Below are 11,105 nucleotides of genomic sequence, written 5' to 3' on the forward strand. Positions count from 1 at the left end.
CGTGCCGTTGAACGCTACATCAGACATATCTTCTCCGGCCGGAACCGACTGGCGCATCCAGCCCCAGGGTGATCGCTGCCTCCTCATCACGTTCGGCGAGCGGATCGACGCCGCCATCGGCCGCACCTGCCTGGCGGCGGCGCGCAAGCTGCGCGACGCCGGCCTGCCGGGCGTGACCGACGTGGTGCCGTCGTTCGTGGCGGTGGCGGTGCATTACCGGCCCGACGGCCTGGGCAATGGCCCCACCTACGCCGACCTGGCCGAGCGCATCGAGGCGCTGCTGGCCGACGGCATCCAGGCCGACGCCGCCGCCGGCCGCGAGGTCGACGTGCCGGTCTGCTACGGCGGCGAGCACGGACCCGACCTCGACGAAGTCGCCCGCGCCGCCGGCCTGACCCCCGACGAAGTCATCGCGCTGCACAGCGGCCCCCGCAGCATGGTGTTCATGCTGGGCTTCGCCCCCGGTCATGCCTACCTGGGCGTGCACGACGAAAAGCTGAACCTGCCGCGGCGCGCCTCGCCGCGCACCGCCGTGCCACCCGGCGCGGTGGCCATCGCCAACCGCCAGACCGTGATCTACCCCAACCGCCTGCCCGGCGGCTGGCACATCATCGGCGCCACGCCGCTGACCATGTTCGACCCCGCGCGCGACCCCGCCGCATACCTGCAACCGGGCGATTCGGTGCGCTTCGTGCCGATCACCCCCGACGAATTCGAGCGTCTGCGGGAGGCCCGGCCGTGAGTGTTGCCGTCATCAAGCCCGGCATGCTGTCCAGCTTCCAGGACCGCGGCCGCGAGGGCTACCAGCACCAGGGCATCCCGGCCGCCGGCGCCATGGACGAACGCGCCCACCGCCTGGCCAACGCGCTCGCCGGCAACACCGGCGATCCCGCCACCCTCGAAATGACCCTGACCGGCCCCACCCTGCGCTTCGACGCGCCGGCCTGCTTCGCGCTGGCGGGCGCCGACCTGGGCGCCACGCTCAACGGCCAGGAGATCCCCCTGCACCGGCCCCTGGTCGCCCGCGCCGGCGACGTGCTGGCCTTCGGCGCACGGCCCGCCAATGGCGTGCGCGGCTACCTGGCGGTGCATGGCGGCTTCGCGCTGACGCCGGTGATGGGCAGCGAAACCACCTATCTGCGCAGCGGCTTCGGCGGCTTCAAGGGCCGCGCACTGGCCAAGGGCGACCAGGTCGGCCTGCGCCAGGCGCTCGACGGCCACGACCTCGACGCCCTGCAAAAGGCCCTGTGGGACCTGCGCATCTACCTGCCCGGCGCGCTCGGCAACAAGCAACGCGACACCATCCGCTTCCTGCCCGGCATGCAGTGGCAGGAGTTCTCCGAGGCCAGCCGCCATGCCTTCGGCGGCTCGGAATTCCGCATCAGCCCGCAGTCCGACCGCATGGGCTACCGCCTGCAGGGACCGGCGCTGTCCATGAGCCAGCCGCGCCAGATGCTGTCCGAGGCGGCCTGCTTCGGCACCGTGCAGGTGCCCTCGGGCGGCGAAGCCATCATTCTCATGGCCGATCGGCAGACCACCGGCGGCTACCCCAAGATCGCGCAGATCGCCACCGTCGACCTGCCGCTGCTGGCGCAGTACGCGCCGGGGCACACACTGCGCTTTTCGCTGATCGAACTCGAGGAAGCGCAACGCCTGGACGGCGAGCGCGAACGCGCCTTCACCCAATTGCTGGACGCGCTGGCGCCGCTGCGCGCGCGGCTGGCCCAGACAGGAACCCCCTCATGAGCACAAGCATCGACCTGAACTGCGACATGGGCGAAAGCTACGGCGCCTGGAGCATGGGCAACGACGCCGCGGTGCTGGCCTTCGTCAGTTCGGCCAACATCGCCTGCGGCTTCCATGGCGGCGACCCCGCCACCATGCGCAAGACCGTGGCCGCCGCCCTCAAGCAGGGCGTGGCGCTGGGCGCGCATCCCAGCCTGCAGGACCTGGCCGGCTTCGGGCGCCGCGCCATCCCGACCACGCCGGATGAGGCCTACGACATCACGGTCTACCAGATCGGCGCGCTGGCGGGCGTGGCCGCGTCTCAAGGCGCGCGGCTGCATCACGTCAAGGCGCATGGCGCGCTCTACAACATGGCCGCCAAGGACGAAGGCCTGGCGCGCGCCATCTGCCAGGCGGTCAAGGACGTGGATGCCTCGCTGGTGCTGTACGGCCTGGCCGGCAGCAAACTGATCGACGCCGCCCGCGCCATCGGGCTGGCGGCGGCCAACGAGGTCTTCGCCGACCGTTCCTACCAGGACGACGGCTCGCTCACGCCGCGCACCCGTGCCGGCGCCATGATCGAGGATGTCGACCAGGCGGTGGCGCAGGTGGTGCGCATGGTCCGGGAGGGCAAGGTGCGCTCGGTCGATGGCAAGGACGTGGCGGTGCAGGCCGACACGCTCTGTATCCACGGCGACCAGCCCAATGCGCTGGCGTTCGCGCGCGCCATCCGCGAGGCGCTGGAACGCGCCGGCATCGCCGTGCGCACGCCGCCCGCGCACGCCTGAGGCCAGCCGCCCGCCCTTGGCGGGCGCGGCTCGCGGCGCGCATGGTTGCGAGCGGGCTCAGGGCCGCGCCAGCCCCCCCGGCGCCCGACGCGGTTGCGCGCTCATGCGCGCCCGTAGCGCGGCGCGGTTTCCTCGGCGTCGAGCAGCGAAGCCTCGCGATAGGCCCGCAGGATGCCCGGCAACACTTCCAGCACATAGTTGCGGGTCAGCTCGGCGGCGCGGTCGAAATCGCGGCTAGCCAGGGCCTGCGTGACGCCTTGGGTATAGGCCTGCAGACTGTTCGATGCCATGGTCTGGCGCGCCAGCAAGTAGCGCAGCGGCTCGACCTGCTCGTACAGCCGGGTCAGCACGTCCGCCAGCGGCGAATTGCCGGTGTAGCGGGCGCCGGCCAGGTAGAACTCGCGCAGCGCCGCAATATAGGCGCGCACGTCGCGCTTGGCCGTGGCGGCGGTAATCGCCTCGTCATAGCCGCGCAGCTCGGCCACCAGCGGCGAAATGTCTTCCATTTCGGCGACCTGGCGGATGCAATAGGCCTCCAGTTCCGCGCGCAACTTGTACAAATGGCGGATCTGGCTTTCGGTATAAAGGGTGACCCGGAAGCCTTTGCGCTGGACATGGGTAACCAGGCCGCTCAGTTCCAGCAGGCGCAGCGCTTCCCGGATGGGGCTGCGGCTGGTGCCGAAACGCTGCTCCAGTTCCTGTTCCCGCAATGGCTGCCCGGGCCTGATAGTGCCATCCACTATCAACTCACGAATCTGTTCCTGTAGGAAGTACGGAATCGTGGCGGGCGCTTTGACGTCCAATCGGCTCCCCTTGTACTGCGTGATGCAAGTATTGCGACACCGAGAAGATACTAGAAAAAAATTGAAACATAAATAGGAAAATTGTTGCAGGAAGGCGCATGGCCGCCCGCTTCAATGCCAATCGTCCCGATACACGAATTTCGGCATCTGCCAGTTGAAGCGCAGCGCCAGCAAACGCAGCGCCAGCCCGGCCGCCAGGGCGATCGGCACCGCCGCATTGGCCGGCAGGCCCAGGGCCTGCGCTCCCAGGTAGAGCGCCCCGGTCACCACCGAGACGCTGGCGTACAGCTCCTTGCGAAACAGCAGCGGCACCTCGTTGCAGAGCACGTCGCGCAGCACCCCGCCTGCGCACCCGGTGATCATGCCGCTGACCAGCACCACCGTGATCGGCAGTTGCATCAATTGCGCCACCTGGCAGCCGATCACCGTGAACGCCACCAGGCCCAGCGCATCGGCCAGCAGGAACACGCTGCGCAGGCGCCGCATCACCGGCGCGATCAGGGCCGTCAGCAACGCCGCGCCGGCCGTCATCCACAGGTATTCGGGATGGGTCACCCAGGTCAGCGGATAGTGCCCCAGCAGCACGTCGCGCAGCGAGCCGCCGCCCAGCGCGGTGACGCAGGCGATGATGCAGACCCCCATCCAGTCCATGTCGCGGCGGCCGGCCGACAGCGCCGCCGTCATGGCCTCGGCCACGATGGCGACCAGATAAAGGGAATGCAGCAGGGCAGGCGAAAGATCGTAGAACATGGGCCGGACGGGTGGACGGACAAGCCCGCGGATCGACCGGACACGGTCGCGGCGGGCGGCAGGCCCCATTGTATTGACAGCGCGGCCGCCGGGCGATTGCAGTCCGCGCGCGCGCCCCTTACCCTGGAAGCGCGTTGATATCGATCAAGCCCCCGCACATGTCCCGGCGGGACAATGGGGATGTGCCCGCAAGGGCGATTTCGGCCAGCCGGCGGGCTAGCGGGAGCCAACGGCGGGCCCATATCGGGAGAAACGTATGTCGCAACAACCTGGCCCCATCCTTCTGGCCACGGACCTAAGCGCGCGGGGCGACCGCGCCCTCGATCGCGCGCTGCAACTGGCCAAGGAGCTCAATACCAGACTGGTGGTGCTGCACGTCATGGAAAACCATGCCACCCCGGCCCGCCTGACCACGCCGGTCTGGCGCCGGCTGGCGGCCGACCACAAGGCGCTGGCCGAGCGTGAGCTGGCCGAAGACCTGGCCAATGCCGGCGTGCCCACCGAAGTCGTGGTGGTCAAGGGCGATCCGCTGGCATGCATCACGGAAACGGCCGACAGCTTCGGTTGCTCGCTGATCATCGCCGGCATTGCGCGCGACGAAACCCTGGGCCGGCTGCTGCTGGGCACCACGGTCGAAAAACTGGTGCGCCAGGCGCGCCAGCCGGTGCTGGTGGTCAAGAACAGGCCCCGCCGGCCGTATCGCGACGTGCTGGTCGCCACCGACTTTTCGGCCGGTTCGCGCCAGGCACTGCGCGCCGCGCTGCAACTGGTGCCCAATGCCAGCCTGACGCTGTTTCATGCCTACGACGTGCCGTTCCAGGGCAAGAATGTGCCGGATGACGCCGTGACGCGCAGTTTCTACCACGCGGCCGAGCAGAGCTCGCGCGAGTTCATCGCCGACACTCCGGAACTGGCGAACGTGGCGGCGCCCGAAGTGGTGCTGGAATGCGGGCAACCGGAAACGGTGCTGTCGGAATACTCGTTCAACCACCGCGCCGACCTGGTCGTCACCGGCACCCATGGCCGCACCGGCCTGCTACGCACGGCCATCGGCAGCGTTGCCGAGCGCCTGCTGGAAGCCCTGCCCAGCGACGTGCTGATCGTGCGGCTGACCGGCGAGCAATGACGCCGCGCCCGGCGCCGCGTCCGCGCGGCGCCGGCCTCAGGCGTCGCCGTCGCGCATCATGGCCTCGATGCGGTCGCGCATCGCGTGCAACAGCAGCAGGCCCGGCAATGCGATCGCCACCGTCACCAGGAAGAAGCCGGGCCAGCCCAGGTGTTCGACCAGCGGCGGCGTCAGCGGCCCGGCCAGGTAGGTGCGGCCAACCGCGGACAAGGCCGACAGCAGCGCGAACTGCGTGGCCGAAAAACGCTGCCGGCACAGGGCCATCAAGAGCCCGACAAACGACGCCGTGCCCAGGCCTCCGCACAGGTTCTCCAGCCCCACCGCGCCGGCCATCAGCCAGATGCTCTTGGGACTGACCGCGATCAGCCAATAGCCCAGGTTGGACACCGCCTGCAGCAGGCCGAACACCATCAGGGAACGATACAGGCTCCAGCGCGCCATGATGAGCCCGCCGGCCAGCGCGCCCACCACGGTCGCGGCCATGCCCATGACCTTGTTGACCGCGCCGACCTCGGTGGCCGTGTAACCGGCGCCACGGATCAGGAAAGTGGTGGACAAGGCGCCGGCAAAGGCATCGCCCAGCTTGTACAGCACGATCAACAGCAGCACCGCCAGCGCACCGCGCCGGGTGAAGAATTCCCGCAACGGCGCCGACACCGCCTCGCCCAGGCTGCGCGGCGGCTGCGACTGGTGCTCCGGCTCGGGCGCCCACAGCGTCGCCAGCACGCACAACAGCATCAAGCCGCCCATCACCACATAGGTATTGCCCCAGCCGATCCATTGATCCGCCATGATCAGCGCCAGGCCGCCCGAGACGATCATGGCCACCCGGTAGCCCATGACCTTGATGGCCGCGCCGGCGCCGCGCTCTTCCTTGCGCAGCACATCGGTGCAATAGGCGTCGAAGACGATGTCCTGGGTGGCCGACAGGAAAGCCACCAGCACCGCCAGGAGGGCCAGCGTCTGCAGCGACGAGGATGGCGACAGCGTGCCCATGACCATGATCGCCAGCCCCAGCAGCGCCTGTGTCACCAGCATCCAGCCCCGGCGCCGGCCCAACAGCGGCGGCGCATAGCGGTCCACCAGCGGCGCCCACAGGAACTTCAAGGTGTAGGCGGTGCCCACCAGGGTCAGGAAACCGATCTGCTGCAAGGGCACCCCGGCCACCGTGGCCCAGGCCTGCAAGGTGCCGCTGGTCAGGGCCAGCGGCAGGCCGCTGGCGAACCCCAGGACCAGCAGGGGTGCGACGCGGGGGCTGGTGTAGACGTTGGATACAGCGAAAATGACGGTCTCCTGAAACGAGCCCGCCGGGCGCACGGACGGGCGCGGCGGGCTTGCGGCATTTTAGGCGCTGGCGTCCAGGCCGTCAGCCGGCGCTTCAGAATGTCAGGGCGAGGCGAAGCGGTATACCGCCAGCGTGCTGCGCCAGCTCGGAAAGGCCTTGATCTCGCGCCCTTCGTTGAAGGTAGCGCGCTCCAGGATGCGCAGGCCGAGTTCGTCGGCCAACTGTTCGAAATCGCGCAGCGTGCACAGGTGGATGTTGGGCGTGTTGTACCACTGGTACGGCATCTGCCCCGTCACCGGCATGCGGCCGCGCAGGATGGCCCAGCCGTGCGGCCAGTAGCCGAAGTTGGGAAACGACACCACGCCGTAGCGCGCCACCCGCGCCATCTCGCGCAGGATATGCTCGGTGCGGTGCATGGACTGCAGCGTCTGCGACAGCACCACGGTGTCGAACTGCTTGTCGTCGAACAGCGCCAGGCCGTCTTCCAGGTTCTGCTGGATCACCTCGACGCCGCGCCGCACGCAGGCGATGACGCAGGTGTCGTCCAGCTCGACGCCGGCGCCGCGCACCTGGCGATGATCGCGCAGGTGCGCCAGCAGCGCGCCGTCGCCGCAGCCCAGGTCCAGCACCCGGCTGCCGGGTTCGATCCAACTGGCGATGCGCGCCAGGTCGGGGCGCAACGCGTTGACGGCGGGACGGGGAGTGACGGGGTTCATGCGGGGCGTCCTTCGGTCTGAACGGCTTGGGTCAACCCCAGCTCGCGGGCGATGCGCTCGTAATAGCCGCGAACCACGGCATGGTAGCGCGCGTCGTCCAGCAGGAAGGCGTCGTGGCCATGCGGCGCGTCGATCTCGGCGTAGGTGACGGGGCTGGAATTCTTGAGCAGGGCGCGCACGATCTCGCGCGAGCGCTCCGGCGGAAAACGCCAGTCGGTGGTGAAGGACACCAGCAGGAAGTCGGACTTGGCCGGCGCCAGCGCGCGCGCCAGGTCGCCGCCGGTGTTGCGGGCCGGATCGAAATAGTCCAGCGCGCGGGTGATCAGCAGGTAGGTATTGGCGTCGAAATAGCGGGTGAACTTCTCGCCCTGGTAGCGCAGGTACGACTCGACCTCGAACTCGACGTCGTAGCCGTAGCGGTAGGCGCCGTTGGCGGCCGGCTCGCGCTGGGCGCGGCCGAATTTCTCGGCCATGTCGTCGTCGGACAGGTAGGTGATGTGGCCGATCATGCGCGCCACCGACAGGCCGCGGCGCGGCACGGTGTCCTGGGCGTAGTAATCGCCGCCGTGGAAATCCGGGTCGGTGATGATGGCGCGCCGCGCCACTTCGTTAAAGCCGATGTTCTGCGCCGACAGACGCGGCGTGCTGGCGATGACCACGCAATGCGCCACGCGCTCGGGCAGCGTGATGGCCCAGCTCAGCGCCTGCATGCCGCCCAGCGATCCGCCCATCACGGCGGCGAAGCGCTCGATGCCGAAGTGGTCCGCGACCCGCGCCTGCGCCTGCACCCAGTCCTCCACCGTCAGCACCGGAAAGGCGGCGCCCCAGGGCTTGCCGGTCTCGGGATTGATGCTGGCCGGGCCGGTCGAGCCGAAGCAGGAGCCCAGGTTGTTGACGCCGATGACGAAGAACACATTGGTGTCGACCGGCTTGCCGGGGCCCACCATGTTGTCCCACCAGCCCACGTCGCCGGGGCTGTCCGCGGCCTGGCCGGCCACGTGGTGCGAGGCGTTCAGGGCATGGCAGATCAGCACCGCATTGCTGCGCTTGGCGTTGAGCGTGCCATAGGTCTCGACCGCCAGCTCGTAGCTGGCCAGCGACTGGCCGCTGAGCAACGGCAACGGCTCGTCGAAACGCAGGAAGACGGGAGCGACCAGTCCGACGGAACCGGGATCAGCGGCATCGGACTGCTTGACGGTGGCGGCGGGCAGGGTCGCGAGCGCGGCGCTGGCCGAATCACCGGCCAAATGTTGGGCAGGAGTGGTCATACGGACCTCTTTAGCTGGATTTATTGGAAGGCGCCCGCAAGCGGATCAGGCAAATCGGCGCCGAAAATTGGGTAGTGCGGCAGGAATTCTAGCACTGCTGGCGGCAGGAGCGGCAAGCGGCCGGGAACGGCGGCGGCCGTCAGCGCCGGGATGCCAGCCGCATTCTCCCGCCGGCCGCATGCCCCGCTGCGAGGCGGCAGGCGCCTCAGGCCCCCGCCTCCCAGGGCTCATGCCCCAGGTATTCGTAGCGCTCGGTATTGACACGCGAGATGCGCCATTCGACCGGCTGGCGGTTGTACGAATACGCCACGCGCCGGATCTCCAGCAGTGGCGAGCCTTCGGCCACGCCGAGCCAGCGCGCTTGGGCGCGGTCCGCCAGGCAGGTGCGCAGGCGCTCGTCGGTGGCGATGACGTTGACGCCGAACACGTCCTGGTACAGCGCATACAGCGTGCTGGCACGCTCGCGCAGATGGGCCTCGGTCATGCCGGGAAAGCGCGATTCCGGCAGGCAGATGGCATCGATCATCACCACATCGCCGTTCAGCGACAGCATGTTGAGGAACTCGAACACGTAGGCGCCGGCCGGCAGCCCCAGCTTGTCGCGCGCCTCGGCCGAGGCCTTGACGCGGCGAAAGCGCAGCAGCTCGGTGGCCGGGTACGACTTGTGGCCGTCCTGGCGCAGGATGCGGAAGAACTTGAAGAAGTGGTGATTGCGCGTGTGCACCGCCACATACGTGCCGCGGCCCTGGTGGCGCACCAGGATGTTCTCGGCGGCCAGTTCGTCGATCGCCTTGCGCAGCGTGCCGATCGACACGCCGAAACGCTCGGCCAGGTGCTTTTCCGGCGGAATCGCCTCGCCCTGCTTCCATTCGCCTTGCGCCAGCGCGGCCAGCACGGCCTGCTTGACCTGCTCGTACAAGGGACTGCCCAAAGGCACAGTCGATGACAGGCTGGTGTTCATGGGTGCATCGCAATAAATCCGGGCCTCCAGTGTAGCGGCGCGCGCGGCCTGCGCTCAAGTCATACAATTCATATATATGATTTAGTTGACATGCGAAAACGCCCGCCCTAAGATTTGCCGGACGTTGTGATCCGAAGCGCCCGCGGCACTCCGCCGTGGCGCTCACCCAGGAGAGGAAGACGATGATTCACGCCGTATTGCACGATGCCAAGGACACGGTGGCGGTCGCCGTGGTGGAAGGCCTGACCGCCGGAACGGAACTCAATGCCTGGATCATGGATGAAGACAAGATCATCCATGTGCGGGCCTCGCAGGACATCCCCATCGGCCACAAGGTCGCGATGAAGGACATGGCCGTGGGCGACACGGTCTACAAGTACGGCGTGGACATCGGCCGCGTGGTCGCGCCGATCCAGGCCGGCCAGCACGCCCACGTGCACAACATCAAGACCAAGCGCTGGTAAGCCGATCCCTCCGCCCACACAGGAAACCATCATGTCCGTCATCAATGCTCAGACCACCTTCCAGGGCTACCGCCGCGACAACGGCCGCGTCGGCGTGCGCAACCACGTCATCGTGCTGCCCGTGGACGACATCTCCAACGCCGCGGCCGAGGCCGTCGCCAACAACATCAAGGGCACCCTGGCCCTGCCGCACCCCTACGGTCGCCTGCAGTTCGGCGAAGACCTGGAACTGCACTTCCGCACCCTCATCGGCACCGGCTGCAACCCCAACGTGGCGGCGGTGGTGGTGATCGGCATCGAGGAAGGCTGGACCAAGCGCGTGGTCGACGGCATTGCCGCCACCGGCAAGCCGGTCATGGGCTTCAGCATCGAACTGCACGGCGACCACGACACCATCATGCGGGCCTCGCGCTGCGCCAAGGAATTCGTGCACTACGCCACCGCGCTCACCCGTAGCACGTGTCCGATCTCGGACCTGTGGGTCTCGACCAAGTGCGGCGAATCCGACACCACCTCGGGCTGTGGCGCCAATCCCACCGTGGGCAACGCCTTCGACAAGCTGTACGCGTTGGGCTCGACGCTGGTGTTCGGCGAAACCTCGGAACTGACCGGCGGCGAGCACATCGTGGCCGAGCGCTGCGCCAACGACGCCGTGCGCGAACGCTTCATGTTCATGTTCGACCGCTACCAGGCCATGATCGACCGCTGGAAGACCAGCGACCTGTCCGAATCGCAACCCACCAAGGGCAACATCGCCGGCGGCCTGACCACCATCGAGGAAAAGGCGCTGGGCAACATCCAGAAAATCGGCAAGCAATGCCGCGTCGACGGCGTGATCGACAAGGCCGAGATCCCCGACGGGCCGGGCCTGTGGTTCATGGACTCGTCCTCGGCCGCGGCCGAGATGGTGACGCTGTGCGCGGCCTCGGGCTACGCAGTGCATTTCTTCCCCACCGGCCAGGGCAACGTCATCGGCAACCCGATCCTGCCGGTCATCAAGATCTGCGCCAACCCGCGCACGGTGCGCACCATGTCGGAACACATCGACGTCGACACCAGCGGCCTGCTGCAGCGCGAGATCGACCTGAACCAGGCCGGCGACAAGCTGCTCGAATGCATGCTCGCCACCGCCAATGGCCGCTGGACCGCGGCCGAAGCCCTGGGCCACCGCGAATTCGTCCTGACCCGCATCTTCGAAAGCGCCTGATGGCGCCTGGCC

Annotated in this window: 12 protein-coding genes and 1 riboswitch; of the genes, 6 read left to right on the forward strand and 6 right to left on the reverse strand. The window is 68.2% G+C overall.

Annotated features, from left to right (window positions below):
- The first annotated feature begins 7 nt into the window (after positions 1-7).
- From pxpB to AC6LKG_RS18865, 3 genes are read left to right on the forward strand one after another with little or no spacing between them, the layout of a single operon-like run.
- Positions 8-742: a 5-oxoprolinase subunit PxpB gene (gene pxpB / locus AC6LKG_RS18855; protein WP_498166823.1), complete on the forward strand. Its 735-nt coding sequence runs from the start codon at positions 8-10 to the stop codon at positions 740-742.
- A complete protein-coding gene (locus AC6LKG_RS18860) occupies positions 739-1,746 on the forward strand; it encodes a 5-oxoprolinase subunit C family protein (protein WP_498166826.1) in 1,008 nt (335 codons plus the stop codon). Before pxpB ends, AC6LKG_RS18860 begins: the two co-directional genes overlap by 4 nt.
- Positions 1,743-2,513 carry a LamB/YcsF family protein gene (locus AC6LKG_RS18865; RefSeq protein WP_498166828.1) on the forward strand — a complete coding sequence of 257 codons (771 nt, stop codon included), beginning with the start codon at positions 1,743-1,745 and terminating at the stop codon, positions 2,511-2,513. Before AC6LKG_RS18860 ends, AC6LKG_RS18865 begins: the two co-directional genes overlap by 4 nt.
- Before the next feature lie 101 nt (positions 2,514-2,614).
- On the opposite strand, the gene AC6LKG_RS18870 is transcribed toward AC6LKG_RS18865, so the two are convergent.
- Positions 2,615-3,316: a GntR family transcriptional regulator gene (locus AC6LKG_RS18870; RefSeq protein WP_498166831.1), complete on the reverse strand. Its 702-nt coding sequence runs from the start codon at positions 3,314-3,316 to the stop codon at positions 2,615-2,617.
- 111 nt (positions 3,317-3,427) lie between these two features.
- Complete coding sequence (locus AC6LKG_RS18875) at positions 3,428-4,066, reverse strand: trimeric intracellular cation channel family protein (protein WP_498166834.1); 639 nt, start codon at positions 4,064-4,066, stop codon at positions 3,428-3,430.
- 256 nt (positions 4,067-4,322) lie between these two features.
- Between AC6LKG_RS18875 and AC6LKG_RS18880 the strand changes: the two genes are divergently transcribed.
- On the forward strand, positions 4,323-5,192 hold the full coding sequence (locus AC6LKG_RS18880; RefSeq protein ID WP_498166837.1) for a universal stress protein: 870 nt from the start codon (positions 4,323-4,325) through the stop codon (positions 5,190-5,192).
- Between the two features lie 36 nt (positions 5,193-5,228).
- Here the strand turns inward: AC6LKG_RS18880 and AC6LKG_RS18885 are convergent, their stop codons facing one another.
- The 4 genes from AC6LKG_RS18885 to AC6LKG_RS18900 all read right to left on the reverse strand — a co-directional run bounded on the left by AC6LKG_RS18885 (position 5,229) and on the right by AC6LKG_RS18900 (position 9,422).
- A complete protein-coding gene (locus tag AC6LKG_RS18885) occupies positions 5,229-6,509 on the reverse strand; it encodes a muropeptide transporter (protein ID WP_498166839.1) in 1,281 nt (426 codons plus the stop codon).
- A gap of 69 nt (positions 6,510-6,578) precedes the next feature.
- Positions 6,579-7,193, reverse strand: a complete 615-nt coding sequence (metW, locus tag AC6LKG_RS18890; RefSeq protein ID WP_498166841.1) for a methionine biosynthesis protein MetW — start codon at positions 7,191-7,193, stop codon at positions 6,579-6,581.
- Positions 7,190-8,461, reverse strand: a complete 1,272-nt coding sequence (metX, locus tag AC6LKG_RS18895) for a homoserine O-succinyltransferase MetX (protein WP_498166844.1) — start codon at positions 8,459-8,461, stop codon at positions 7,190-7,192. The genes metW and metX overlap by 4 nt, the downstream gene beginning before the upstream one ends.
- A riboswitch (SAM riboswitch) is annotated at positions 8,451-8,532 on the reverse strand. Its footprint overlaps the gene before it by 11 nt.
- A gap of 134 nt (positions 8,533-8,666) precedes the next feature.
- Entirely contained in the window at positions 8,667-9,422 is a 756-nt protein-coding gene (locus AC6LKG_RS18900; RefSeq protein WP_498166847.1) for a GntR family transcriptional regulator, read from the reverse strand.
- A 182-nt stretch (positions 9,423-9,604) separates the two neighbouring features.
- On the opposite strand from AC6LKG_RS18900, the gene AC6LKG_RS18905 reads away from it, so the two are divergent.
- Positions 9,605-9,886 (forward strand): UxaA family hydrolase, encoded by a 282-nt coding sequence (locus AC6LKG_RS18905; RefSeq protein WP_026385179.1) that lies wholly within the window; start codon positions 9,605-9,607, stop codon positions 9,884-9,886.
- 31 nt (positions 9,887-9,917) lie between these two features.
- Positions 9,918-11,093: a UxaA family hydrolase gene (locus AC6LKG_RS18910; RefSeq protein WP_006386837.1), complete on the forward strand. Its 1,176-nt coding sequence runs from the start codon at positions 9,918-9,920 to the stop codon at positions 11,091-11,093.
- Positions 11,094-11,105: the final 12 nt, after the last annotated feature.

The organism is Achromobacter sp. 46006, assembly GCF_059761975.1.

Bases quoted from the DNA above. Each gene is read 5' to 3' on its own strand.
- AC6LKG_RS18880 (WP_498166837.1), top strand. From the start codon at position 4,323: ATGTCGCAACAACCTGGCCCCATCCTTCTGGCCACGGACCTAAGCGCG.
- metX (WP_498166844.1), bottom strand. From the start codon at position 8,461: ATGACCACTCCTGCCCAACATTTGGCCGGTGATTCGGCCAGCGCCGCG.
- AC6LKG_RS18910 (WP_006386837.1), top strand. From the start codon at position 9,918: ATGTCCGTCATCAATGCTCAGACCACCTTCCAGGGCTACCGCCGCGAC.
- AC6LKG_RS18905 (WP_026385179.1), top strand. From the start codon at position 9,605: ATGATTCACGCCGTATTGCACGATGCCAAGGACACGGTGGCGGTCGCC.
- AC6LKG_RS18865 (WP_498166828.1), top strand. From the start codon at position 1,743: ATGAGCACAAGCATCGACCTGAACTGCGACATGGGCGAAAGCTACGGC.
- AC6LKG_RS18900 (WP_498166847.1), bottom strand. From the start codon at position 9,422: ATGAACACCAGCCTGTCATCGACTGTGCCTTTGGGCAGTCCCTTGTAC.
- metW (WP_498166841.1), bottom strand. From the start codon at position 7,193: ATGAACCCCGTCACTCCCCGTCCCGCCGTCAACGCGTTGCGCCCCGAC.
- AC6LKG_RS18875 (WP_498166834.1), bottom strand. From the start codon at position 4,066: ATGTTCTACGATCTTTCGCCTGCCCTGCTGCATTCCCTTTATCTGGTC.